Genomic DNA, 26,669 nt, shown 5'->3' on the forward strand with positions numbered 1-26,669 from the left:
ATATATGATGATTGGTCGCTCAAACTGAGCAGGATGTGCAGCCCTGAGGCATCGGTACTCGCCTCCGCTGCAATGCCTCTGTTCTTGCGACCGAGATGGTACTGACGTTTTGGCGAAGGTCACCGACGGCGGCTGTTCAAACTCCCCGGCGGCGATCAACCCCCGCATTTCCGCTGCACCGAGCCCCCATGCCTCACGAATTCATGTAGGAGATTGTAATGCTGAATCACATTATTCATTGGTCCCTCAATCACCGGATGACGGTCATAGCTGCATGGGCCCTCATCGCCGTCATGGGTGTGGTCGCCTTCCTGCGGCTTCCCCTCGACGCCTTTCCCGATACGACCCCCGTCCAGGTTCAGGTGAACACGGTGGCGCCGGCCCTTTCTCCTCTGGAGATTGAGCGGCAGGTTTCGGCCCCGCTGGAACAGGCGATCTCTGGGCTTCCGAAGCTGAAGGAGGTGCGCTCTCTTTCAAAGTTCGGGCTCTCCCAGATCACCGTCATCTTCGAGGACGGAATGGACATTTACCTCTCGCGCCAGGTGGTCATGGAACGGATACAGGGTGTGGCCCTTTCCGCCGGCATCGAGAAGCCCCAGCTGGGGCCGGTTGCGACGGGGCTGGGCGAGGTATTCCACTACCTTATTACCGCAAAGGACAAGTCCCTCGCTGAGCTGCGCACGCTGCACGACTGGGTGGTGAAGCCGCAGATGCGCTCCGTTCCAGGCGTTGCCGAAGTGAACACGTGGGGCGGCGACGAGCGGCGGATCGAGATAGTCGTGGACCCGGAGGAACTCGCGAAACGGGGCCTGTCCCTGGATCAGCTCATCGAAGCCGTGGAGCAAAACAATGCCAACGTCGGCGGGGGCACCATCGATCGGGCAGGGGAGTCGAGTCTGGTTCAGGGTGTCGGAATCATCAGGACGCCGCAGGAGCTGGAAGAAGTCGTCGTGACGGCCAGGGAGGGGATCCCGGTCCGGGTAGCCGACGTCGCGCGGGTGATGGAAGGGCGGGAGATACGCCGCGGCGCGGTGACGGCCGACGGCAAGGGTGAGGCGATCCTCGGCCTCGGCTTCATGCTTATGGGGGAGAACAGCCACGACGTCACCACCCGGCTCAAGACTCGCCTCGACGAGGTGAAGAAGAGCCTGCCCAAGGGGGTCGAGGTGGCAACGGCCTACGATCGCACGTCGCTTGTGGACAAGGTCCTCCACACGGTGGAAAAGAACCTCTTCGAAGGCGCCATCCTCGTCATCGCAGTCATCTTCGTCTTTCTCGGGAACCTCAGAGCCGGTCTCATCGTCGCCCTGGCGATTCCGCTCTCGATGCTCTTCGCCTTCGACCTGATGCTCCGCTTCGGGATCGCCGGAAGCCTCATGAGCCTCGGCGCCATCGACTTCGGCCTCATCGTCGACAGCTCCGTCATCACGGTGGAGAATTCCGTGAGGCGCCTTTCCGAGGACAAAAGTGGCCGGAGCGTCATCGACGTCGTCCGGGATGCCGCCATAGAAGTCCGCAAGCCGACCATGTTCGGCGAGCTGATAATAATGATCGTCTACCTTCCCATTCTTGCCCTGGAGGGGGTGGAGGGGAAGCTCTTCAGGCCGATGGCCCTCACCGTCATCTTCGCGCTCCTCGGCTCCATGGCGCTCTCTCTCACCCTCATGCCCGTGCTGGCCAGCATGGGCCTTGTCCGGAAAAGGGAGGAGAAGGAGCCGTACGTCGTGCGGCGGTTGAAGGAATGGTATCGTCCGGTTCTTGATTTCGCGCTCCACCGGCGCCGGGTGGTGCTCTGGGCGGCCGTAGGATGCCTTTTAGTCGCGGGGCTCCTTGCCACCCGGCTCGGCTCGGAATTCGTCCCGCGGCTGATGGAAGGGACGATCGTTGTAAACACCGTCCGGCTTTCCGGCGTCTCACTGGACGAGTCAGTGCGCTACGGGACCCACATCGAGAGGGCGCTCCTGGAGAAGTTTCCCAACGAAATAGAGCGGCTCTGGACCCGTACCGGGAGTGCCGAGGTCGCAACGGACCCGATGGGGGTCGAGCTCAGCGACATCTTCATCACATTGAAGCCGAGAGAGAGGTGGAAACGTGCCCGTACACAGGCCGAACTCGTAGCGGTCATGGAAAAAGAGCTGGGCTCCTTCCCCGGAATGAAACTGATCTTCACCCAGCCCATAGAGATGCGGGTAAACGAGATGGTGGCGGGGATACGATCGGATGTGGGGATCAAAATCTTCGGTGACGACCTCGACATCCTGAAGGCGAAGGCGAAGGAAGTTGAGAAGGCGGTGAAGGGGGTGCCGGGGGCAGCTGATGTAAGCGTCGAGCAGGTGACGGGGCAGCCCCTCGTCCAGGTGGAGGTTGATCGCGCCGCCACCGCGCGCTACGGCATACCTGCCGCGGAGGTCCTAGAAGTGGTAGAAGCCCTCGGCGGGCGGCACGTGGGGGACCTCCAGGAGGGGGAGCGGCGATTTCCTATCGCCGTTCGGGTTGACGACCGTTATCGAGCCGAACCTGACGACCTGGGCCGGATACTCGTCACCTCCGCAAGCGGCGAACGGATTCCGCTCTCGCTCCTTACGAAGATCAACACGAGCGAGGGGCCTTCCACCATCAACAGGGAGTGGGGCAAGAGGCGGATCGTCGTCCAGGCAAATGTACGGGGCAGTGACGTCGGGAGCTTCGTTTCCGACGTCCAGGCGGCCATCGAGCGGGAGGTGAAACTGCCGAGCGGCTACTACGTGCAGTACGGCGGCCAGTTCGAGAACCTGCAGCGCGCCCAGAAGAGGCTGATGATCGTGGTCCCCATAGCGCTCCTCCTCATCTTTACCCTCCTCTACTTTACCTACGGAAGAGTGATAGATGCCGCGCGCGTCTTCACCGGCGTGCCCTTCGCAGCCGTGGGCGGAATAGTGGCTCTCTGGCTTCGCGGCATGCCCTTCAGCATATCCGCCGGTGTCGGGTTCGTGGCGCTTTCGGGGGTGTCCGTGCTCGGTGACATGGTCCTTGTTTCCGCCGTACGGGACCTGACAGCCAAAGGGGTGCCGCTTCTGGAAGCGATCCGGCAGGCGGCCGAAAAGCGGCTTCGTCCGGTCCTGATGACGGCGCTTGTGGCAAGTCTGGGTTTTGTCCCCATGGCGCTGAATACGGGAATCGGCGCCGAGGTTCAGAGACCGCTGGCCACGGTTGTCATCGGCGGGGTGGTATCGTCGACCTTGCTCACGCTTCTCGTGCTTCCGGTGCTGTACGTAGTCTTCGGGCGGCCGCAAGGTGTGGAGAGTATTGAGAAAACCGAGTGATGTAAAACCGTAATGTAAAAAAAGTTTACATCGCCGTTAAAGGTTGCCAACTGCCCGACGATAAGCGGTCATATTGAAACAGCTCATTCCGGGGAGGTCCAGATGAAATTCCAGAATATGAAGCTCGGCGTTAGGTTGGCGATAGGTTTCGGGGCGATAATCGCAGCGATAGGGCTGTTCGTTGCCTTGACCACCTATTCTTTCGACCGGGTGGAGAAGACGGCCCTCCATATAAAGAATGAAACCATCCCCTTCGCCCTGCTCGCCGAAGAGATCGCATTCAATGCCGTACAGGTGCAGCAGTTCCTGACGGATGTCGGCGCCACACGGGAGCCGGACGCATACAAGGACGCGGAGGAAGCTGCACAGGGTTTCGTGAAGGGCCTGAACCGTTTCGAGGAGATGTTCCGCCGGGAGAACGACACGAAATCGTTGCAGGAGATCTCCGACCTGCGGCGCGAGTTCACAGCCTTCTATGCCATGGGGAAAAAGATGGCGGAGGACTACATCACAAGTGGGGTCGAGGGGGGTAACGCCACGATGCGGGAGTTCGATGCCGCGTCGAAAACGCTTACCGAGAAGATCAATACATTCCGTCATGAGCAGGTCACCGAGACCGAGCGGCTGACCTCCGGGATGATCGGCTCCATGGAAAAGGCGAAGCTCATCCTCTTCGGAGTGGGGGCTGCCGCCGTTCTCTTCGGCCTCTTCGTATCCTGGAGCATCAGCCGCAGCATAACGAAACCTGTGAAGGAAATAGTGTCGGTCATCGAAAAGATAGCAGCCGGTGATCTGAGGGAAAAGCCTTCCTGCGCGGGCAGGGATGAAATAGGCCTGCTGTCGTCGGCGGTGAACCGGATGGTGGATGATATGAATTCGGTCTTCTCGTCGGTCATGTCCGCCTGCGGAAACGTGGCTTCCGCCTCGGCGCAGCTGCATTCGACCTCTGAGCAGATAGCGACGGGGATGGAAGAGGTGGCGAGCCAGGCATCCACCGTCGCTGCCGCAGGAGAGGAGATGGCTGCCACATCGAACGAGATCTCCATGAACTGCTCCCGTGCGGCGGGAAGCGCCACCGACGCCGGAAAGTCGGTGGAGAAGAGTTCCGAGGTGATCCGCCAGACGGTGGAGGGAATACATCAGATATCGGAAAGGGTAAAGCTATCTGCCGGATGTGTAACGAGCCTGGGGGAGAGATCGGAACAGATAGGCCAGATAATCGGAACAATTGAAGATATAGCCGACCAGACCAACCTTCTGGCGCTAAATGCGGCTATCGAGGCGGCACGTGCCGGGGAGCAGGGACGTGGCTTCGCTGTGGTGGCCGATGAAGTGCGGGCACTTGCGACACGCACCGCCAGGGCGACCGAAGAAATCGCCGGGTTGATCGGGTGCATACGGAAGGAAATAGACGAGGCCGTCACCGGGATGAAGGAGGGGGTGGCGGAGCCGAGAGAAGAAAGGAAGATGCTGCCGGCTCCGGGGAAGCAATAACGGAAATTCTCGCCGCCGTAAGCACCATATCCGATCAGATCGGGCAGATAGCCACTGCAGCGGAACAGCAAACGGCGACCACCGGTGAAGTCAGCAACAACATGCAGCAGATAACATGCGTTGTAGAGGAAACCGCCAAGGGGGTCCACGATTCAGCCGCTGCGGCGGGGCAACTTGCCAGGATAGCCGAAGACCTGCAGTCACGTATCCAGCGTTTCAAGCTGGCGGTCTGACCTTCCGATGTAGAGCAGCCGGGCCATCCGCGCGACGACCCGGCTAACCCTCTATTCTCTGCTTCGCCGGATACTGCATCCGTCTGATTCAATCTTTGAAACCGCACTTAGCGCATATGTTGATGGGGCTCCATCCTTGATGGGGCGTCCCGCAGACGGGGCATGTCCAGCACCCCCATGCGGCGCTTGGCGTGCCGGATTTCCCGGTGCGAGCAAGATCGCGCTTTCTCTTTTCCTCCTTCACGAGGGCGTGCAGTCTCCTTAAATCCAGCGGTTTGGAAAAGATCGCGCATATCCCTGCCCGTCGGGCCAAAGGTGCCAGCTCCGGCGTGACATCGGCGGTTATGAGCACGACGGATATGTCGGGCAAGATGCTTCTGGCCATGAGCGAGAGTTGCAGACCGTCGATCTCCGGCATGTTCAGGTCCGTGATCAGGACATCAGGCTGCCGTTCTTCCAGCAACCGAAGCGCTTCTTCTCCGCCGGGAGCACACGCCGCCTCAAAACCTGCCGCCGTGAAAAACCTTCGCAAAAGCTCTCTGTCGTTCCCGTTGTCGTCTACCAGCAGAATGCTGCAAGCTCCCTCGTTCATTTCCCGTCCTGTTCTTCTCCGGCTGCGACTACCCGGTACGAAAGCCGGAAGTCCTCGTCGAGCCTTTCCGGCAGGTCACCATTCACTCCGATCAGGCCGCGCGCGGCGAGTCCCCGGCAGGCATGGCGAAGCCTGATTATGCAGAAGCTCTCTCCCATCGCCGCGCGGATGGTGACGGAGCCTATCTCTCCCTCACCCGTCGTACCGCAGGCAACCAGAAGCAGGAGATAGAGCTTCAACTCATCGGTCGTAAGCTCCTCCGCTGTCCGACCCCTCAGGTTTTTCAGAACCCGCACCTTGTCCATGAGAGCCTTTTTTGGAAAACTCTAAGACAAATATGCATTGCAGTCAAGAACAAATATGACTATATATCCTATAGCCGGTCATTGACATCATGTGAGATTCGGTTTATACAAAGGACGGCGAAAAGGCAGTATCCATTGCAGGGGCGGGGGAGCGCGCGTGAGGCTTCGGATAGGCACCCGATTGAAGCAGTTGAGAACGGACCGTGGGATGACCCAGAAGGAACTGGCTTCCCGGATCAGTGGCGGGATCGACTATACCTACATCGGAAAGATCGAGCGTGAGGAGCAGCTCCCCTCGCTGAAGATCCTGCTGAAGATCAGCGAAGCCCTGCAGGTCCCGGTGGGAAGTTTCTTTGCTGACGCCGCCGTGCCGTTTCCCATGGACATGCGCCTGCAGCGGCTGAACCGGACTAAGACGGGAAAATCCCTGCTAAATGCGCTGCAGCAGGTTGAGGATGAGGATCTTCCACTCCTCGTGGAGATCGTGGAGGTCCTTGCACGCCATCGGCGGCATGCATCCAGGGCGCATGCCGCGCTGCGTGCCGCCGAGGAGCAGCCCCCCTACGGTGACCCGGAGGATACCGCCGGTTGACATGCTTCGGTTTTGAACTATGGTAGACCTGTGATTGAAGATATTCCTGCGAGGAGGTTCAGATGAAAAAATTGTGGGTCGTTGTGCTGACGATGGTGGTTTCCTTTGCGGCGGTGGCTGTTGCCGCGGAGAAGGCATCGCTCCCGAAGGGTTACCAGAAGTGGGAAAAGAGCAAACAGAAGATCGTAACCGACAAGAACTCGCTCTTTTACGGGATCCACTACATTTACGTCGATTCCAAGGCCATGAAAACCTACAAGAGTGGAGGCACCTATCCGGAAGGGAGCAGGTTCGTCGTCGATTTCTACTCCATCAAGGATGAGGGGGGGAAGCAGGTACCGGGAAAGAAAAACATGATCGTGTTGATGAAGAAGGACAAAAAAGCTACCGAGACCGGTGGGTGGATATACGCCAGCTTCAATCCTGACGGGAAACCTTCGGGGATCGACCCGGTGAAAAACTGCTTCGAGTGCCACTTGAAGGAAGCCAAGAATACGGACTACATCATTTCAAAGTATGCTGATTTCAAATGATTCAAGCTCCTGACCATTGTTCCTGAGCCGCCGGCCCCGGCGGCCTCTTTTACGCATCCTCCAGTTTTGCTCTCAAGTATCCGCCTTCACCGGCGATATAGTCATTCATGCATGTTAATTACATCCGGCCAACGCTCGCCGAAGCAACGGGAGACCAGGATTCTTCCTGTTTTGCGTCTCCATGGGGCCAGGAGCCGGCCGGCAACGGTTATCTCTTCCGCGTTCTGCTGGCAGGGGGCAACGATGAGTTGCGCGCGTTGTTGGAAACCACGCTCAGCGGCATGAGAGGCGCGCCAATCGAACTTGTCCAGGTTTCGGATATCGACTCCGCCCTGGATTTCCTCCATGCAGGAACGGCGGACGTCTGTCTTGCGGGGGGATTTCCCGGAGAGGGGCACTCCGGTCTGGATTTCATCCTTCGGGCCGGTGCCGCTTCATGCAGCACTCCCGTCGTTTTCCTCAGTGAAGACCAATGCCGTGAATCCGTTGCGGAGGCAATGCAGGCTGGCGCGGCGGATTTTCTTGCCGCAGATGAATTGAGCCCATCGCTGCTCGAGCGTTCCTTCCGGTATGTAATCGACCGCCGCCATCTCCAGGAGGAGATCGGGATGCTTCTTTCGGCTGCCGGTGAGGCTGCCGCGGCCAAGACGGAATTCATGTCCAATATCAGCCATGAGGTGAGGACCCCCCTCAATGCTGTCATCGGCATGATAGACCTCATCCTCGATGACGGCCTCGGAGGCAAGCAGCGTGAAAACCTGATGCTTGCCAGGTCGGCTGCCACTTCGCTCCTCAAGATGATGGTCAACCTCATCGAATGTTCCTCCGGGGGGGCTGGAAACCTGTCCATCGACAACAGGTATTTCGACCTACGCCAGCTTCTCGACAACGCGGCTGTTCCCGTCCGGATTGCGACAAACCGGAAGGGAGTGGGTTTCTCGGTCCGAATTGCGCCGGATGTTCCATTCCAGCTTTACGGGGATCCGGAACGGCTCTCCCAGATCGTCACGCATCTGCTCGGGAATGCTGTGAAGTTCACCGAATCGGGGGCCATATCTCTGGAAGTGACGGCCGAGAGCGTGAAGGATACGGAAATCGCCCTGCGCTACACTATCAGCGATACCGGCATAGGCATACCCCGCAGGCGGCTCGCCGAGATTTTCGAAAACTTTACTCAGGTTGACGGCTCCTCCAGCCGCAGATACGGCGGTATCGGCGTCGGGCTCGGCATCGTCAGGAGCCTCGTGACCCTCCTCGGGGGGAAGATATGGGTTGAGAGCGATCCGGGCAAAGGAACTACATTCCACTTCACCACTCGGTTCGGGTTGCCTCATCCGAAACCTGGACGCGGAGCGGCGGTCGAAGTTACCGGCCCGGCTGCAGTGGCATCCCGTCCCTCCCCTGCGGCGGGTAGAATTCTTGTCGCCGACGACAGCGCCCTCAACCGGATCGTGCTGGAGGAAGCCCTGAAGAAAGGCGGGTTCCATGTCACTGCGGTGGAGGATGGAAAACAGGTACTTGAGGCACTGGAAACGGAGACCTATGATCTCCTGCTTCTCGACCTGCAGATGCCGGTAATGGATGGGTACGAGACGGCAACGGCCATAAGGGCTCGGGAAGGTGACGCCGGTTTCCGCATGCCGATCGTGGCGCTCACAGGGAGCGAGTATCGGCAGGACCGGGAACGGTGCATGCGGGCAGGAATGGACGCATACATCACCAAACCTTTTTGCGACAAGGATCTGCTCGATACCGTCTCCCGATACACGTCGAGAGCCGGAGGTCCGGCGGCGCTCGAACGTTTGAGAAAGCACCTGGATATGGATCCCGTTCTGGAAAGCCTTTCGGGAAACATCGACCTCTTCCTTGAGCTTGTCGCCTATTTTATCCGGGAAGCGCCCCTCCTGATCCAGGAGGCGAAGAAGGCTCTGACTGAGGGGGATGAGCATTGCACCGACCAGACGATTCACAAGCTGAAAGGAATGGCCGCGACCATCGGGGCTTCTGCCATAGCGGACGAAGCGTTCCGGGTCCAACTGGCCGTCCGGCGCGGAGATACGGGTTTCGCACTGACGTCGCTGGAGGGGGTCCGCCTTCTGCTCGACACGATGCGGCCTGATGCACAGGCATCTACTGGCGGAAAAGAGACGATAACCAGCAAAGGAGCATGAGATGAGAACACTGATAGTGGAAGACGATTTTATTGCACGCAGGCTGCTTAAAGAGATCCTCACTCCTCTTGGGGACTGCGATGTTGCAATAAACGGCAGAGAGGCCGTCCAGGCCTTCAGGATGGCTCTCGACGACAAGAAACCGTACGATCTGATCACGATGGATATCATGATGCCCGGGATGGACGGACAGGAAGCGCTGAAGCTTATCCGTGAAATCGAGAAGGAACGGAGCATACCTCCTTCATCCGAAGTGAAGGTCATAATGACGACTGCTCTGGACGATCCGAAGAACGTGGTGGAGGCTTATTACCATGGAGGCGCCACCTCATACATCGTGAAGCCTATCAGTAAAGGTAAGCTCATGAATGAAATCAGGGGGTTCGGGCTCCTGGCGTAAGGATATTCCTGAGAGGAGCACCGGAAAATCGATTCAAGTTTTACCGGCTCCCTTCCGAACAGGAAGAACATGTTTGCAGAAACTGTCCTTACAGAATTTACGAGGGTTATTCGTGATACAGGCCGCAAAACGCATAGTCGATGAGGAGCAGGAACGGTTTGAAGATCCGGCGCCCGGATGGGTTGCGCGGTTATCGCAGGCAAGCCTGCTCCTGAAAGGTCTTTCGGGTTCCACCGAGGCCGAGTTCCTCGCCATGGGGGAGCGGCTGCACGATTTCCACAGCCGTGCCGCCCGAATCCTCGATATGTCGAACGAAGTCGTCTGTCTTGTGGCCGGAGATGACGTAATACAGTCCATCGACGGCCTTCAGGACATCCTCCGCATCATGGAGGAGTACATGGGGCGGGCCGACCATGAGGCGAATGAGGGCTCCTCAACCTTTACGGCCATTCTCGACAGGCTCGAGAAGGTGAGCCAGCCCCTCGCCGGTTTCAAGAAGATCAACAAATCCCTCAGCGTCCTCGGTATTTCGACAAAGATCGAAAGCGCCCGGCTCGGTCAGAGCGCCGCCGGCTTCGATACCCTCGCCAACGATGTTGCAAAGCTGTCGGTTCAGGTCATCGAGAAGTCCGATACCATCAATAAACAGAAAGAGGAGCTCTGTGCCGTCATACGGCAGACGCTCCTCAAGCTGGTGGACATGTCCGTAAGCCAGCGGCGCAGCATCAGGGAAAGCCTGGAGAAGACCAGCGGCAGCCTGGGAGTGCTGAATGACGTCAATGCGCGATGCGCTTCGGCGGCTTCCGTCATATCCGGTGTTTCCGCCGAAGTTGCCCAGAGCATCGGCGAAGTTGTTACATCGCTTCAGTTCCACGACATTTCCCGCCAGCAGATCGAACATGTCCAGGAGGCCCTCGAAGAGCTTATTCCTCGCCTGCAGCAGGAGGGAGCTTCCCGCGAGCTTATCAAGGAGACGGGGGACGTGTGCGAGCTGCAGGAGGCGCAGCTTGCCCATGCCCGTGACGAACTCCTCGGTGCTGTGCGGAGCATCGTCATCAATCTCCAGGCCATCGCAAGCCAGGAAGCACATCTCTCCGACAGGACCCGGGACATTGCTGGTGTCGTCGATCAGGCCGACAGTTCGTTTTTCGCGAGCATGGAGGCCGACATGTCTTTGGTCGGTGGAGCTCTCGACAGGAGCGCCGCGGACAACAGGGAACTCGCCACGGCCATGACCCAGGTATCGGGTACGGTTGGGAACATCGCCCGTTTTGTTGGCGACATTGAAAATATCGGCGAGGAGATAGAGCTGATAGCGCTCAATGCGCAGATCAAAGCGGCACGGACGGGAAGTGACGGTGCGGCGCTCGGCGTTCTAGCCGAAGCGATCCAGCGCCTTTCCCATGACACGCGCCTGCACACCACCGTGGTTTCGGAGACGCTACGCAGCATTACCGACTTTATTGAAGGGCTGTGCAGCGGGGTGAACGACGATGCTTCCCAGATGGAAGCACAGGTGGGCGAGATGGTCGCCGACCTGAAACGGCTGCTCCAATCGCTTCGCGCAATAAACGAGAACCTCTATTCCCTTCTGACACGGATGGATGCGGAGGTACAGGCGCTCTCCGGCGACATCGAATGCGCGACCAGGAACATCACCGTAAGCGAAAGCGTCCTGGGCGTTTTGGCCGAAGCGATAGAGACCCTGCACGGAGTCCTAACCGAGGCCCGCAAGCTTATCCCGGCAGACAGCCGTTCGGGCGAGAGGCTTCGTGAACTGGCCAGCCGCTATACCATGCACAGCGAACGGAAGATACATGCAGCGGTTGCCGGCAGTGCTTTCGCTGCAGCGGCCGCCCCGACGGCGGAAGCTGCAGGTGAGTTCGGAGAAAATGTAGAGCTTTTCTAGCGACCTGTCGGCCTCTGGAGAGGCGTGAACAGAGGGGGTAACGGATGTCCGATTTTACGGTGACGCATTCGATGTCTGAGGACGGGGAGGTAAGAGTGGTTACCCTCTCCGGGGAAATGACCATCATGCATGCCGGCGAGCTGAGGGAGACGCTTCTTTCGGCTCTGGCGGGTGAAGGAAAATTTCGTGTCGATGTTACGGCAGTCACCGATATCGATCTTGCCGGACTGCAGCTGCTGTGTGCCGCTCACAGAGCAGCCGTCGGGGCACGGGGGACAATGACGCTGAACCGCGAGGGGAACGAAGGGTTTGTCGATGCAGCTCGCGCAGCCGGTTTTCCACGGCATGTCGGGTGCTCCAGGGATACTGAAAAATCCTGTATCTGGGTTGGAGGTTACTGATGGCGAAGATAATAATGACAGCCGACGATTCGGCAAGCGTTCGACAGATGGTGAGTTTCACGCTCAAGCAGAGCGGGTACGAGGTGGTCGAGGCGGTGGACGGGAAGGACGCCCTCCAGAAGCTCGGCAGCCAGAAGGTTGACATGCTCATAACCGACCTCAATATGCCGAACCTTGACGGGATAGGGCTGATCAAGGGTGCGCGGGCGCTTCCCGCCTGCAAGTTCATCCCCATCGTCATGCTCACCACCGAATCTCAGGATACCAAGAAGCAGGAGGGGAAGGCTGCCGGCGCAACGGGATGGATCGTCAAGCCGTTCAAGCCGGATCAGCTCCTGGCTGTGGTAAAGAAGGTGCTCGGATGATGGAAAACCACCGACAGGCATTCAAGGAAGAGGCGTACGAACTTCTCGCCGAACTGGAAACTTCCCTCCTCGAGCTGGAAGACAGCCCGCAGGACATGGAAATCATCAGCCGCGTGTTCAGGGCTATGCACACCATCAAGGGTTCGGGAGCGATGTTCGGTTTTGATGACATAGCGGCCTTCACCCACCAGGTCGAGACGGTCTTCGACACGGTGCGCAACGGAAAGCTCGAAGTCACGAAGCGGCTCATCGACCTTACGCTGGCGGCCCGCGACAGGATAAAGCTCCTCCTCGATTCGGCGGACGAACCGGGATCGGTTGACGAGGCCGCCGGTGAGGCGCTGATAACCGAGTTCAAGGCACTCCTGCCTCAGGCGGAGCAGGGGACGGCTGCGGCGAAGGAGAGTCCTTCCTCCGAGAATCCGGATCGTGAGGGGGACCTGCCGGCGGTCACCTACCGGGTGCGCTTCAAGCCTATTCCCGGGATTTTCCGCGGGGGCACCAATCCGGTCAGCCTCCTGAACGAGCTTCGCGAGCTGGGTGAATGCACCGTCATAGCCCAGACGGCCGGCATCCCCCCCATTAAAGAGATGGACCCGGAAGAGTGCCATCTCTCCTGGGACATCATACTTTCGACCAGCCGGGGGAAGGATGCGATTCTCGATGTTTTCATCTTTGTGGAGGATGATTGCGAGCTGGCCGTTGAAGTCATCGACGACGGCGGAAGCGACCGGGAAGGATACAAGAAGCTCGGCGAGATTCTCATCGAGCGGGGAGACATAACGAAGGTGGAGCTGGAGAGCGTTCTTGCCGGTCAGCGCAGAATCGGCGAGCTGCTGGTCGAGTCAGGGCTCGTGGAACCCGGCAAGGTCCAGTCGGCGCTCCTCGAACAGCAGCATGTGAAAGAGGTCCGGCAGGAGCGGCAGAGCCAGGAATCGGCCACGAGCATACGTGTTCCAGCGGAGCGGCTCGATACGCTGGTAAATCTTGTGGGCGAGCTTGTGACGGTACAGGCGCGGCTCAGTCAGATTGCCTCGGTCCAGCGCGAGCCGGGGCTTATGGCGGTAGCCGAAGAGGTGGAGCGGCTGACGGCCGAACTCAGGGACAATGCCCTCAATATCCGTATGCTCCCCATCGGTTCGACCTTCAGCAAGTTCAAGCGCCTTGTGCGGGACCTCTCGGCCGAGCTCGGTAAGGAGATCGAGCTTACGACCGAAGGCGCGGAGACGGAGCTCGACAAGACCGTTATAGAGAAGCTGAACGATCCCCTCGTCCACCTTATACGCAACAGCATCGATCACGGCATCGAATCCCCCGAAGTTCGCGAAGCCGGCGGCAAGCCGCGTCAGGGTACGGTGCACCTGGCGGCCGTCCACTCGGGAGACAGCGTCTTCATCACCATAAAAGACGACGGCGCAGGGCTCGACAAGGAGGCGATACGGGCCAAGGCCGTTGAACGCGGCCTGATTCCCGCCACGGCGGAACTCACCGACAAGGAGATTTTCGGGCAGATCTTCGTGCCGGGGTTCTCGACTGCCAAGGCCGTTACCAGTGTATCGGGACGCGGCGTCGGCATGGATGTGGTGAAGCGGTCGATAGAAGCTCTCCGGGGGAGCATAGAGCTCTCCAGCAAGCGGGGGGAAGGAACAACGATCACAGTAAAAATACCGCTTACACTTGCCATTATCGAAAGCCTCCTCGTTCGGATCGGCGAAGATCGGTTCGTCATGCCGCTGGCCATCGTCGAGGAGTGTGTGGAGCTGACCCGCGAGGATGTGGAGCGGGCTCACGGCCGGCACCTTGCCAACGTCCGGGGGCAGATCGTCCCCTACATCCCGCTTCGCTCGAAGTTCGCGATCCGCGGGGACTCACCCGATATCGAGCAGATCGTCATAACGGAAATAGAAGGAAGACGTGTGGGGTTCGTAGTTGACGACGTCATAGGCGAACACCAAACGGTCATCAAGTCGCTCGGCCGCATGTACCGCGACATCGATGGCCTCTCCGGCGCAACCATCCTGGGCGACGGCACCGTCGCTCTGATCCTCGATATTCCCAAGCTGGTTCAGCTGGAAGAGCGTTCCGTGCGCGCGGCATGATTACCCATGGCAGCACGGCAGAAGCCGCCGTGCTGCCTCTTTATTATCTTTCCTCCTCACAGTTCGCTTCTTCCCTCCTACTGTATTAAATTTATCAAGAATAAAGTCCCGCCATTCAATGCCGATGAACAAGATATCAGCATGCTGATTATTTTCCGATTTTTTCACTGCCCCTGCGGCAGCAGGTCCTTAGCCTGAAGGATTTATCCCCTCGTTAAATGAAGGAGACATTATGGCAACAATCAAATCGAAACTTATGGCAAACGTGGCTGTTGTAATCGTAGGCCTCGCAGCGATTGTGGGATTAATCTTCAGCGACCTGAAGCAGATGCAGGCACTTCAGGAAGAGGTGGCCAGGCGCGCGGCAGACGCCATACGGGCCAAAGAAGCCTCCATGGGTGGTATGGCCTTGTATCAGGTAGCGGCTGATGCCGCTATAAACCGTGATCTGGCGCAGACCGAGAAGAATTGGGCCGACAGGAAGGCCAAAGTCATCGAGGATATCGACACAATGATCGCAGCGGCGGACACCCCGGAGGAGAAGAAGCTGGCCGAAGGGGTGAAAAGAGCTGTCATGGAGGCGGCGGCGCTGTTCGAGGGAAAGATGCTACCTCTTCTCGGCACCACTGACGGAATCACTCCGGAAATGCGGGAGCTCGATGGCCGGCTCGATGAGCTGGTCCGCATTGTCGAAACGGACTCCGGCAAGGTGGTTTCCTCTCTTGAAAAGGAGCTGAGAACAGCCGACGAAGAATTCGACGCCGAAGTGCGGAACACGATAAAGAAATCCCTCCTCATCGGTCTGATCGCTGTACTATTCCAGGCAGGGCTGGCCGCCTGGCTCATCCGCAGCATCCTAAGGCCGATAAACTCGATGGTCGCACTTCTGAGAGACATGGCCGAGGGAGAAGGGGACCTGACTAAACGGCTGGATGATACGGGGAAGGATGAAATCGCCGTGGCCAGCAGCTGGTTCAACACATTCATCGGCAAGATCCGGGAAATCGTCGGTCAGGTTGAACATACCTCCACACAGCTGGCCTCCGCGGCTACCCAGATGCAGACCGCTTCCGAGCAGATCGCCACGGGGGCCGAAGAAGTTGCCTGTCAGACCGGAACGGTAGCCACCGCCAGCGAGGAGATGGCCGCCACTTCAGGTGAAATCGCGCAGAACTGCATGTATGCGGCCGAAGGCGCCCGGGTTGCCAGCGGTGCGGCCGAAAGCGGTTCCGACGTAGTCCGCCGCACGGTTGACGGGATGCAGAGAATCACCAGCCGGGTACACGAGAGTGCCATGACGGTCAGGAGCCTCGGTGACAGGAGCGACCAGATCGGCGCGATTATCGGCACCATAGAGGATATCGCGGACCAGACAAATCTTCTGGCCCTCAATGCAGCAATCGAAGCGGCACGGGCGGGAGAGCAGGGGCGGGGCTTCGCCGTTGTGGCCGATGAGGTAAGGGCACTTGCCGAGCGCACTACAAGGGCGACCCGGGAAATCGGCGAGATGATCAAGTCGATCCAGCAGGAAACAAAAGCTGCGGTAAGCGCCATGGAGGAGGGGGTACGCGAGGTGGAAGCGGGTACGGAGGATGCGGAGAAATCGGGTCGGGCGCTGGCCGAGATACTCGAACAGATCAATGCGGTGACACAGCAGGTGGCGCAGATTGCAACAGCCGCCGAGGAGCAGACGGCCACCACCGGGGAGATCACCAGCAACATCCAGCAGATCACGGAAGTTGTGCAGTCCACCGCGAAAGGAGCCATTGATTCCGCCGGCGCCGCCGCTCAGGTAAACAGCCTGGCGGGGGAATTGCATTCCCTGGTCCGCCGTTTCAGGGCGTGACCGCTTCGAGTCTAAATTCTTCATCAGGCAGCTTTCCCATCCGGAAAGCTGCCTTTTTTGTTGGCCTTCCTTTGCCCCGCGGTTTGTGTACGAGAAAATAGAAATGCGTTTGTTCATATATATTAAAGTTATTCACCGGTGAGACGATGGGAAAACAGGTATGAAGTCCATGGAGACAATGGGCGGGCTTCCTGTCCTTCAGACATTACTCTGGTGGTTACTATGGAAAACGGAGGAAGTATGTTCAGAAACATGAAGATCGGTGTGCGTCTTGCCGGGGGATTCGCCTTAATAGTGTTGCTCATGGTCGTTTCGGGTGTGTTCGGCATTACGCAGCTGCACAACCTCGACTCGGAACTTGACCGTATTGTAGATGAGCGATGGCCGAAGGCAGAGAATGTCGGCGAGATCCATGATCAGATAAACGTTGCAGCCAGGGCACTGCGCAATGCGGTACTTCTTGACGATAGAGCCGAGGTGCAGAAGGAGGTCGGCAGAGTTGCCGCTTCGCAGGAGAATGTCGGCAAGGCGGTTGCCGAGCTGGAAAAGACCATGACCAGCCCTGAGGAGAAGGCGCTGATGGCTGAACTGGTCAGCTCCCGCGCCAGGTATGGAGAGGTTCTCAAGGAGGTGGTCGCCGACATCGAGGCGGGACGCAGGGACCTGGCGGTAAAGGCGCTCTTCACGAAGGTTCGACCGGTGCAGCAGGCCTTTATGGGTGCGGCGGAGAAGCTGGAAGCCCAGCAGGCGAAACTGATGGAGCAGGCCGGGGAGCATGCGAAGGAGGATTACCAAAATTCCCGGAACCTCATGGTGGGGCTCATCTTCCTTGCGATTATCCTCTCGGGCCTGATGGCGTGGCTCGTAATGCGGAGCATAACGCGTCCCATCGCTTTAGCGGTCGACATCAACAACAGGATTGCCGCCGGCGATCTGAGTATGGACATAGTCGTGGACCGGACGGATGAGACGGGGCAACTCCTGGCGGCCATGCAGAAAATGGTTGCATCCTTCCGGGAGATCGTCACCGACATCAACAAGCTCACGGAAGCGGCTGTAGAAGGGCGGCTGGGGGTAAGGGCGGAGGCGCAGAAACATAGTGGTGAGTTCAGAACCATTCTCGAGGGGATAAACAGCACCATCGGAACACTGGTGGGGCATCTCGATTCCATGCCTGCCCCTGCGATGATCGTGGATCGGGACATGAATATCCAGTACATGAACAGGATCGGGGCGCAGGTGGGAGGAAAATCACCTGAGCAGCTTGTCGGCACCAAATGCTACGACCATTTTCGCACCTCCGATTGCCGGACCGAGAAATGCGCCTGCCACCGCGCGATTCAGGACGAGAAGGTTTCCAGCAGCGAGACCGATGCCCATCCCGGCAACCTTGATCTGGAGATTTCGTACACCGGCGTGCCCATCAGAGACCGGAGCGGCAAGGTCATCGGCGCTTTCGAGGTGGTCAGCGACCAGACACAGGTGAAGCAGGCTGCCCGCAAGGCCCAGAAGGTGGCGGAATTCCAGGCAGTGGAAACGGCGAAGCTTACCGATGGGCTGGTGAAGCTCTCGAAGGGGGATACGGGCTTCTCTCTGGCTGCAGATCAGGGAGATGCAGACACATCGGGCGTTCGCACGTCTTATGAAAGCATTTACGCCGCTGTGAACGGGCTGAGCGATGCACTCAGGAATGTCGCCTCCCTTGCCAAGGAAATCGCTTCGGGGAACCTGACGGTGCAGGTCAAGGAGCGCTCGGAGCAGGATGAACTGATGCAGACGCTGGCGGCAATGGTGGCGCGGCTCGCGGCTGTTGTGGCGGAGGTGAAGCAGGCGGCGGATAACGTTGCATCGGGAAGCCAGGAGCTGTCGTCCAGCTCGGAGATCATGTCCCAGGGGGCAAGCGAGCAGGCCGCCGCCGCGGAGGAGGCTTCCTCTTCCATGGAAGAGATGTCTTCAAACATCAAGCAGAACGCCGACAACGCCCACCAGACGGAGAAGATCGCCATCAAATCCGCGACGGATGCACAGACCGGCGGGCAGGCGGTCCAGGAGACCGTCCATGCCATGAAGCAGATCGCCGACAAGATTACCATCATAGAAGAGATAGCGCGCCAGACCAATCTTCTGGCCCTGAATGCAGCCATCGAAGCGGCTCGGGCCGGTGAGCACGGGAAGGGATTCGCCGTAGTGGCTTCAGAGGTTCGCAAGCTGGCGGAGCGGAGCCAGGTGGCTGCAAGCGAGATAATCGAGCTTGCCGGAACTTCGGTCGAGGTCGCCGAATCGGCGGGCGGGTTGCTGGCGAGGATCGTGCCGGACATCCAGAAGACGGCCGAGCTAGTGCAGGAGATTAGTGCTGCGAGCCGGGAGCAGGATTCCGGGGCGGACCAGATAAACAGGGCCATTCAGCAGCTCGATCAGGTGATCCAGCAGAATGCGTCCGCTGCCGAAGAGATGGCTTCAACCGCCGAGGAACTCTCATCCCAGGCTGAGCAGCTGCAGGAGGTGATTTCCTTCTTTACGATCAGCGAGCAACTCTCATCAGCGAAAGCTCCTGCCCGGCCCGCCAAGGCTACTGCTCCCGCAAAACAGCAGGTTAAAGCTGCAAAGGCCAAGAAGGCCGTAGGGACCGACCTCAGGCTGGAGGATAATGACTCGCAGGATGGAGAATTTGAAAAATTCTGAGATGGCAGGCTGATCATAAAAATACGTTCTATAAAATATTTTAAAGTGATTTCCCCGACGCGGCGATGAGGAAGAACATATGAGGATATATGAATCCTCACCGTGCGCTGTCTATAGCGCCTCACATTATCTGGAGGAGGGGAACAATGAAGTTCAATGACTACCGGATCGGAACAAGACTGGCTATCGGCTTCGGGGTGGTGCTTCTGCTTTCATGCTCTCTTACAGCCCTAGGCGTAACCGGCATGTCGAAGATCAATGCCAGCCTCGAGCGTATCGTCAATGTGAACTACGAAAAAATAAAGCAGGCCAACTATTCCATGACTGCCATAAATGGTCTCGTGACCTCGATACAGCGGATGATGGTGACGACGGACCGTGAGGCGAAACTGGAGGAGAAGGCGAACATAGACAACATGCGCGGGAGCTACAAGGCGGCCATGGACAAGCTGGAAAAGCTGGAGGTCCAGGAAGAGGGCAAAAGGATGATCGCCAACGTCAAGAGCGCCCTCGAAGCTGCCAAGAAGGCCAACAATGAGGTAATCGAGCTTTCCCTTGCCGGTAACAATGCGCAGGCTGTCAGCGTCTTCGTCAAGGAGGCCGCACCGCTGGACAAGAAGATCGAGGAGGCCTTCATCGCCCTGGTGAAGTACAACGAGGGGCGGATGGACCTCCGTCACCAGGAAGCCCTGAAAACTTACTCCGGCACCCGTACGCTGAATTTCATCATCGCATCTATTTCTCTTCTAATAGGCATCGTTATTTCCTATTTCATCACCCGCAGCATCACCCGGCCCGTCGGAGCACTGGCCGCCGCAGCAGACCGGATGGCAATCGGCGACGTGAGCGTCGATGTCGCTGTCGAGTCGAAGGACGAAATAGGAAATCTCGCCCACTCCTTCAAGAACATGGTGGAGAACATCAAGCAGTCTGCCGGGGCGATGGAGCGTATCGCCAAGGGTGACATGACGGTACAGGTAACCGCCAAGTCGGACAAGGACGTTCTGGCACAGAGCATGACGGCGGTCGTCGCGGCGCTGCAGAGCCTTATCGCCGAGGCGGGGATGCTCACCGAGGCCGCCGTGGCCGGGAAGCTCGACGTGCGCGGCGACGGGGAGAAATTCAGCGGTGGTTACCGGGAAATAGTTCTCGGCGTGAACAAGACCCTGGACGAGCTTATCCGTCCCCTGCGCGTTGCAGCCGATTATGTGGACCGGATCAGCAAGGGGGACATTCCCGGAAAAATCACCGACAACTACAATGGCGACTTCAATGCCATCAAGAACAATCTGAACGATTTAATAGATGCGATGAACAATGTAACGCGGATGGCCCAGGACATAGCGGGAGGCAATCTGCTGGTAGAGGTGCGGGAGCGCTCGGCGCAGGACGAGCTGATGCGGGCGCTGGCGCAGATGGTTGCAAAGTTGAGCGATGTGGTAGGCGAAGTGAAGGAGGCGGCCGACAACGTTGCATCGGGAAGCGAGCAGCTCTCTGCCGGGTCGGAGCAGATGTCCCAGGGTGCCAGCGAGCAGGCTGCTGCTGCCGAGGAGGCTTCCTCCTCCATGGAGCAGATGTCCTCCAACATCCGGCAGAACGCGGACAACGCGCTGCAGACGGAAAAGATCGCGGTAAAGTCTGCCACCGATGCCCAGGAAGGGGGGCAGGCGGTTGCGGAAACGGTTCAGGCGATGCGGGATATCGCCGAAAAGATATCCATCATCGAGGAGATCGCCCGGCAGACCAACATGCTTGCGCTGAACGCAGCCATCGAAGCTGCACGGGCAGGTGAGCACGGAAAGGGCTTTGCCGTGGTGGCTTCCGAGGTACGCAAGCTTGCCGAGCGGAGCCAGGGTGCGGCCGCCGAAATAAGCGAGCTCTCGGCTTCAAGCGTTGAAGTGGCCGAGCGGGCCGGTGAGCTGCTGGCGAAGATGGTGCCGGACATCCAGAAAACATCGGAGCTTGTCCAGGAGATCAGTGCAGCGAGCCGCGAACAGGATACGGGCGCGGAGCAGATCAATAAGGCTATCCAGCAGCTGGATCAGGTCATTCAGCAGAACGCCTCGGCCGCCGAGGAGATGGCGTCCACCGCCGAGGAGCTTTCATCGCAGGCCGAGCAACTGCAGGAGGCCATCGCTTTCTTCAAGACCAGAGACGTCACGACACGGGGGGAGAAAACATCGCGGAAACGGACGGTGAAAGCGGCGGCTGCTCCTGTGCAACCTGCCCCTGTTCGGGCAAAGAAGGCCGTCGGCCATGATCTCAAACTGGATGAACTGTCCGACTTTCATGACGGGGATTTCGAGAAGTTCTGATCAGTATAACTGGGGGTGAAGCATGAACGAAGAAGCATCGGAAACGAATTGCCAGTACCTGACCTTCCTTCTGGATGGGGAGATATTCGCACTCGATATTTCGCAGGTGCGGGAGGTGCTGGATTTCTCTGCTGTGACCAAGGTACCTCAGACGCCCGATTTCATGCGCGGGGTGATCAATCTGCGGGGGAACGTGGTGCCGGTGGTGGACATGCGGCTGAAGTTCGGGATGGAAACCGCCGAGCGCACTGTCAATACCTGTATTATCATCGTCGAGGTGGCGGTGGACGGGGAAACGACGATCCTCGGCGCAATGGCCGATTCGGTCCAGGAAGTGCTCGAGCTCGAGTCGGCGCAGATAGAGCCGCCCCCCAGAATCGGAACGAGGCTCAACACCGAGTTCCTGCGGGGTATGGGAAAGAAGGAGGATCGCTTTGTGATGATCCTCGACATCGACAAGGTTTTCTCCTCTGAAGATCTCGCCTCGGCGGGAATAGTTCCGGATGGCACGGAGGAGGCTGTGAACGGATAACGGTTCATGACAGGCATGGAAAGAAGCGGGGCAGTCTGCCGTCACGGGGGCTGCCCCGCTTCTTTTCGCGCGTTTCTACGGATACACATTTCGCATCAGGAAAATCGTAATCAAGTTGTGAAAATCCGGGACGATACGCTACATGAACAATAGCGTTACAGCACTAGCCAGAGCTGTGATGGAAAAAGGGTCAGGGGGATACGACATGAGGCTTCTGAAAGACATGAAGATCGGCGCGAAGATATTCGGACTGGTGCTGGTGATGCTTGCATTGATGGCGGTATTGGCAGGATTTTCGGTCAAGGCTTTGAACAGCATCGGGATGGAGATCAAGGAAATCGCCGAAGAGGACATAGCCGTATCCAAGGCGGTGACGGAAGTCGGGGTCCTGCAACTGGGGCAGATGGTGCTCTTTGAAAAGGCGCTGAGACTGGGGGCGGTTGGGGACCGGGAAGGGGTGAGGCGGGTGGAGGAGGAATTCGCCAAGCTCGCACAGGGCGCGGATGCGGAGATAGCCAAGGCTGAGAAGGTGGCTGCCGCAGCCGCCAGAGCTGCATCAAACCCCGTAAAGCAGAAGGAGTTCCAGGAACATCTGGAGAAACTCAAGGTCCTCGAAAAGGAGCATGGCGATTTCGACCATCACGCGATTCAGGTGATGGATCTGCTGAAAGAGGGGAGAAACGGCGCTGCCGCCGGTCTTTCCGGGAAGGTCGAGCAGGAGGGTGAGCATCTTGATCATTCTATAGAGGCTTTCCTGAAAAAGGTCGAGCAGGGCACCGATGAGTCGATAAAGACAGCGGAGCAGGACGAGCAGAACGCGGTGAAGATGATGGCGGGCGTCGCCGTGGTAGCGCTGCTTCTCGGGGTGCTTGTCGCCATTCTGGTAATCCGTAGCATTACGAGGCCTGCCCGGACAATACTCCAGGTTGCCACCGGCATCGCAGCCGGAAAGCTGGATGATGAAATAGACATCCATCAGAAGGACGAGATGGGGCAAATGGCGGATGCCTTCCGCAGCATGCAGGGCACCATCCGCAACTTCGCGGGAGAGACGGGACGTCTCATAGAGGCCACGAAGGAGGGAAAGCTCGACACCAGGGGCGATGTCTCGTCGTTTCAGGGGGGATGGGGAGATCTCGTTAAGGGGGTCAACGATCTTATCGACGCGTTCGTCTTACCCATCCGGGTAACGTCCGACTATGTCTCCAGGATAAGCGTCGGCGATATTCCGCAACCTATAACGGAGAACTACAGGGGTGATTTCAACGACATAAAGAACAGCGTCAATTCACTCATCGAATCCACGCAGTCGATGACTTCCCTTGCCAAGGATATTGCCGGTGGGAACCTTATGGTTTCGGTTAGGGAGCGTTCGGCAAAGGACGAGCTGATGCAGGCACTGGCGTTCATGGTGAAGAAGCTGAACGAAGTGGTGACCGAGGTGAAATCGGCGGCCGACAATGTGGCTGCGGGGAGTCAGGAGCTATCTTCAGGTTCGGAGGAGATGTCCCAGGGGGCCAGCGAGCAGGCCGCCGCTGCCGAAGAGGCATCCTCCTCGATGGAGCAGATGTCTTCCAACATCCGTCAGAATGCGGACAATGCCATCCAGACCGAAAGGATCGCCCTCAAATCTGCCGGCGACGCCAAAGAGGGAGGAGAGGCGGTCGCGAAAACGGTGCATGCCATGAAGGAGATCGCGGGCAGGATTTCCATCATCGAGGAGATCGCCCGCCAGACGAACCTTCTGGCGCTCAACGCGGCCATAGAGGCGGCACGGGCCGGGGAGCACGGAAAAGGCTTTGCCGTAGTGGCTTCCGAGGTGCGGAAGCTTGCCGAGCGCAGCCAGAAAGCTGCGGCGGAAATCAACGAAATGTCCGCCTCCAGCGTGGAAGTGGCCGAGCGGGCAGGGGAACTGCTCGATCAGCTCGTGCCGAGCATACAGAAAACCGCCGAACTGGTGCAGGAGATCAGCGCCGCTAGCAAGGAGCAGGATTCCGGTGCGGAGCAGATAAACAAGGCGATCCAGCAACTCGATCAGGTAATCCAGCAGAATGCCTCCGCTTCCGAAGAGATGGCCTCCACAGCGGAAGAGCTCGCCTCCCAGGCCGAGCAGCTTCAGAGCACCATTGCTTTTTTCAGGGTCGAAGAGGGTATCAGGGCCGAGAGGCGATCCTCTCCGAAGAAGCCTGTGGAGAAGACCGTGAAGAAGCCGGTGGTGGAGAAGAAGGTGGTCGGGCATGACCTCGATCTCGGCGAGAGGCAGGACTCGGTAGATTCCGACTTCGAGAAGTTCTGATACGGACGGCACGGAGCGCGGCTAAATCCCCCCCGATTCGTGCCGATATGAGAAAAAACACACGGCTTAGGAGTGACCCATGTCGGAATCCCTCGCCCGCCAGGATGGCAGCATCACCCTTACGCGGGACGACTTTTCAAGGTTGAGCGAATTCATCTACAAGGAGTGCGGCATCAAGATGCCTCCGGCGAAGAAGACGATGCTCGAAGCGCGTTTGCAGAAGCGGCTGCGGGTGCTCGGGATGCCCACTTTCAAGAAGTACTGCGATTACCTGTTCAGCAGTGAAGGAATGCAGCAGGAACTCGTGCAGATGATCGATCTCGTAACCACCAACAAGACCGATTTCTTCCGTGAACCTGATCATTTCGATTACCTTACTAACCATGTCCTTCCGAAGTGGATGGAGGAGCGTGGCGGGAACGGCAGGCGGCTCATGATCTGGAGCGCCGGCTGTTCCACTGGGGAGGAGCCGTACACCCTCGCCATGGTGCTGGAGGAGTTTGCCGAGAACTGGCCCGGCTTCAGCTACCAGTTGCTGGCAACGGACATCTCTACCCGTGTCCTTGAAAAGGCGAAAACTGCGATCTATGACGAAGAGAGGGTAATTCCCGTTCCGATGCCCCTAAAACGTAAGTATCTCCTCCGCAGCAAGGACAGGGCTGCGGGCTTGGTGCGAATTGTCCCGGAGCTGAGGAGCAAGGTAAGTTTCCGCAGGCTCAATTTCATGGACAGCAGCTTCGGAATCAGGGAGCACATCGATATTATCTTCTGCCGAAACGTCATTATCTACTTTGACCGGCCAACGCAGAAAAACCTCCTCTCCCGGTTCATCGATCAGATGCACCCCGGAGGGTACCTGTTCATGGGGCACTCTGAGACGCTGAACGGGCTCGATCTCCCACTGCTCGCAGTGCATCCGACCGTGTACCGGAAACCGATATGAGTTCTTCGGGCGAGGAGGAGATTCCGCAGTTTTATCTGAAGCCGGGGGAGATGTATCTCGGAGAGAGTCCCGCGGTCGTTTCGACGCTCCTCGGTTCCTGCGTGTCGGTGGTGATGTACAGCCGCCGGCGGAAGATCGGCGCGATAAGCCACTCGCTCCTGCCCGTCAACAGGGGAAAGGGAGCGTGCACCTGCACCGACCGATGCACGGAAGGGTTCAGGTATGTCGAATGCTCCATCCACCGGATGCTCAAGAGTTTCCTTAGCTGCAATATCCCCCGGGGTGAGATAGAGGTAAAGGTATTCGGCGGCTCCGACATGTTCACCTTCGACACGCAGTCCGCGACTGTCGGAAGGCAGAACATCGATACCGCCATGCGCATCCTTGAGGCGGAGAATCTTCAGGTTCACGTCTCAGACGTGGGGGGGCAGAGGGGACGGAAGCTCTTTTTCTATACCCACACCGGAGAGGTGCTCCTGAAGAGGTTGAACGACAAGGAGAGTCTCGATTGCCGGTGATTTGCCGGAATGCCGGTCAAGGAGAAGCGAATTTGCCGCAAAAAGTCCGTGTGCTAATAGTTGATGATTCGGCGGTCGTGCGCCAGACCATGGCGGACATTCTGGCTTCTGATCCTCATATCGAGGTGATGGGAACCGCCACGGATCCTTTCGTTGCCGCGGAGCGGATACGGCACGAGGTTCCCGACGTTATAACTCTGGACGTCGAGATGCCCCGCATGGACGGGCTGACGTTCCTCCAGAAGATCATGAGCCAGCACCCGATTCCGGTGGTGATGTGTTCGAGCCTTGCCGACGGGGGGTCTGAAACGGCGCTGAAGGCGCTGGAATACGGGGCGGTGGAGATCATTCAGAAGCCGAAACTGGGAACCAAGCAGTTTCTGGAAGAATCCAGGGTCCGTATCTGCGATACGATCAAGGCGGCAGCCCATGCACGCATCAGGAGGATCTCAGCCCGAAGCCACCAGGTGCAGCCCAAGCTGACGGCGGACGTCATCATGCCCAAAGCCACCAACAAGGCGATGATCCAGACCACCGAAAAAGTGGTGGTGGTAGGCGCCTCCACCGGCGGCACAGAAGCGCTGCGGGTATTTCTCGAATCATTTCCTGCAGATTCTCCCGGGATCGTCATAGTGCAGCACATGCCGGAAGGGTTCACCCGCGCCTTCTCGGAACGGCTAAACGGCCTGTGCCGAATCACCGTCAAGGAAGCCGAGGATAACGACACCGTGGTTCGAGGCAGGGCGCTCATTGCTCCCGGCAACCACCACCTGCTTCTCAAGAGGAGCGGCGCCCGTTACTATGTCGAGGTAAAGGACGGCCCGCTGGTCTGCCGTCACCGCCCCTCGGTGGACGTCCTTTTTCGATCCGCTGCGCGTTATGCGGGGAAAAACGCTGTCGGGGTCATCATGACCGGAATGGGGGACGACGGTGCTCGCGGGATGAAGGAGATGAAGGAGGCAGGCGCATCGACCATCGCCCAGGATGAGGCGACCTCCATCGTTTTCGGTATGCCTCATGAAGCCATCAAGCTGGGTGGTGTCGACCTCGTTCGACCGCTGAAGGCTATCCCGGCGGAAGTTCTCAAGTTCTGCTCCTGATCCCCCTTTCCCCTTCCGGTTACCGGCAGCCTCCCAGGATT

The 26,669-nt window shown here is 58.5% G+C and carries 21 protein-coding genes; 19 read left to right on the forward strand and 2 right to left on the reverse strand.

From position 1 onward, the window contains the following. Positions 1-218: 218 nt before the first annotated feature. From CFB04_RS00800 to CFB04_RS18380, 3 genes are all read left to right on the forward strand, one after another. Positions 219-3,302 (forward strand): efflux RND transporter permease subunit, encoded by a 3,084-nt coding sequence (locus CFB04_RS00800; RefSeq protein ID WP_088533493.1) that lies wholly within the window; start codon positions 219-221, stop codon positions 3,300-3,302. A 102-nt stretch (positions 3,303-3,404) separates the two neighbouring features. Next, on the forward strand, positions 3,405-4,796 hold the full coding sequence (locus tag CFB04_RS18175) for a methyl-accepting chemotaxis protein (RefSeq protein ID WP_231934294.1): 1,392 nt from the start codon (positions 3,405-3,407) through the stop codon (positions 4,794-4,796). A 101-nt stretch (positions 4,797-4,897) separates the two neighbouring features. Continuing rightward, a complete protein-coding gene (locus CFB04_RS18380) occupies positions 4,898-5,029 on the forward strand; it encodes a hypothetical protein (RefSeq protein ID WP_255396955.1) in 132 nt (43 codons plus the stop codon). 88 nt (positions 5,030-5,117) lie between these two features. Here CFB04_RS18380 and CFB04_RS00810 read toward each other — a convergent pair whose 3' ends face one another. After that, a complete protein-coding gene (locus tag CFB04_RS00810) occupies positions 5,118-5,621 on the reverse strand; it encodes a response regulator (RefSeq protein ID WP_088533494.1) in 504 nt (167 codons plus the stop codon). Next, positions 5,618-5,926, reverse strand: coding sequence for a hypothetical protein (locus CFB04_RS00815; RefSeq protein ID WP_088533495.1), 309 nt, complete (start codon positions 5,924-5,926; stop codon positions 5,618-5,620). The genes CFB04_RS00810 and CFB04_RS00815 overlap by 4 nt, the downstream gene beginning before the upstream one ends. A 157-nt stretch (positions 5,927-6,083) precedes the next feature. Between CFB04_RS00815 and CFB04_RS00820 the strand changes: the two genes are divergently transcribed. From CFB04_RS00820 to CFB04_RS00895, 16 genes are all read left to right on the forward strand, one after another. Beyond that, positions 6,084-6,518, forward strand: a complete 435-nt coding sequence (locus tag CFB04_RS00820; protein WP_088533496.1) for a helix-turn-helix transcriptional regulator — start codon at positions 6,084-6,086, stop codon at positions 6,516-6,518. A gap of 62 nt (positions 6,519-6,580) precedes the next feature. Beyond that, complete coding sequence (locus CFB04_RS00825) at positions 6,581-7,051, forward strand: cytochrome P460 family protein (RefSeq protein ID WP_088533497.1); 471 nt, start codon at positions 6,581-6,583, stop codon at positions 7,049-7,051. 107 nt (positions 7,052-7,158) lie between these two features. Next, on the forward strand, positions 7,159-9,222 hold the full coding sequence (locus CFB04_RS00830; RefSeq protein WP_088533498.1) for a response regulator: 2,064 nt from the start codon (positions 7,159-7,161) through the stop codon (positions 9,220-9,222). A gap of 1 nt (position 9,223) precedes the next feature. Then, on the forward strand, positions 9,224-9,622 hold the full coding sequence (locus CFB04_RS00835) for a response regulator (RefSeq protein WP_088533499.1): 399 nt from the start codon (positions 9,224-9,226) through the stop codon (positions 9,620-9,622). A 112-nt stretch (positions 9,623-9,734) separates the two neighbouring features. Further along, positions 9,735-11,531: a methyl-accepting chemotaxis protein gene (locus CFB04_RS00840; protein WP_231934296.1), complete on the forward strand. Its 1,797-nt coding sequence runs from the start codon at positions 9,735-9,737 to the stop codon at positions 11,529-11,531. A 44-nt stretch (positions 11,532-11,575) separates the two neighbouring features. After that, on the forward strand, positions 11,576-11,932 hold the full coding sequence (locus tag CFB04_RS00845; protein ID WP_088533501.1) for an STAS domain-containing protein: 357 nt from the start codon (positions 11,576-11,578) through the stop codon (positions 11,930-11,932). Then, positions 11,932-12,297: a response regulator gene (locus CFB04_RS00850; RefSeq protein WP_088533502.1), complete on the forward strand. Its 366-nt coding sequence runs from the start codon at positions 11,932-11,934 to the stop codon at positions 12,295-12,297. Before CFB04_RS00845 ends, CFB04_RS00850 begins: the two co-directional genes overlap by 1 nt. Next, positions 12,294-14,396 (forward strand): chemotaxis protein CheA, encoded by a 2,103-nt coding sequence (locus CFB04_RS00855; RefSeq protein ID WP_172825413.1) that lies wholly within the window; start codon positions 12,294-12,296, stop codon positions 14,394-14,396. The genes CFB04_RS00850 and CFB04_RS00855 overlap by 4 nt, the downstream gene beginning before the upstream one ends. A gap of 232 nt (positions 14,397-14,628) precedes the next feature. Further along, positions 14,629-16,242 (forward strand): methyl-accepting chemotaxis protein, encoded by a 1,614-nt coding sequence (locus tag CFB04_RS00860; protein ID WP_088533503.1) that lies wholly within the window; start codon positions 14,629-14,631, stop codon positions 16,240-16,242. A 240-nt stretch (positions 16,243-16,482) separates the two neighbouring features. Then, positions 16,483-18,924 (forward strand): methyl-accepting chemotaxis protein, encoded by a 2,442-nt coding sequence (locus CFB04_RS00865; protein WP_088533504.1) that lies wholly within the window; start codon positions 16,483-16,485, stop codon positions 18,922-18,924. Positions 18,925-19,070: 146 nt separating this feature from the next. Continuing rightward, complete coding sequence (locus CFB04_RS00870) at positions 19,071-21,239, forward strand: methyl-accepting chemotaxis protein (protein WP_088533505.1); 2,169 nt, start codon at positions 19,071-19,073, stop codon at positions 21,237-21,239. Between the two features lie 22 nt (positions 21,240-21,261). Then, on the forward strand, positions 21,262-21,771 hold the full coding sequence (locus tag CFB04_RS00875) for a chemotaxis protein CheW (RefSeq protein ID WP_088533506.1): 510 nt from the start codon (positions 21,262-21,264) through the stop codon (positions 21,769-21,771). A 205-nt stretch (positions 21,772-21,976) separates the two neighbouring features. Further along, a complete protein-coding gene (locus CFB04_RS00880; protein WP_231934303.1) occupies positions 21,977-24,067 on the forward strand; it encodes a methyl-accepting chemotaxis protein in 2,091 nt (696 codons plus the stop codon). 79 nt (positions 24,068-24,146) lie between these two features. Next, the gene (locus CFB04_RS00885; RefSeq protein ID WP_088533507.1) at positions 24,147-25,010 is read left to right on the forward strand and encodes a protein-glutamate O-methyltransferase CheR; all 864 of its coding nucleotides are present in this window, start codon (positions 24,147-24,149) and stop codon (positions 25,008-25,010) included. Next, on the forward strand, positions 25,007-25,528 hold the full coding sequence (locus tag CFB04_RS00890) for a chemotaxis protein CheD (protein WP_088533508.1): 522 nt from the start codon (positions 25,007-25,009) through the stop codon (positions 25,526-25,528). The genes CFB04_RS00885 and CFB04_RS00890 overlap by 4 nt, the downstream gene beginning before the upstream one ends. Positions 25,529-25,560: 32 nt before the next feature. Next, positions 25,561-26,628, forward strand: coding sequence for a chemotaxis response regulator protein-glutamate methylesterase (locus tag CFB04_RS00895; protein ID WP_088536658.1), 1,068 nt, complete (start codon positions 25,561-25,563; stop codon positions 26,626-26,628). The last annotated feature ends 41 nt before the right edge of the window (positions 26,629-26,669 follow it).

Origin of the sequence: Geobacter sp. DSM 9736, from assembly GCF_900187405.1 — a bacterium.
Classification (GTDB): Bacteria; Desulfobacterota; Desulfuromonadia; order Geobacterales; family Geobacteraceae; genus DSM-9736.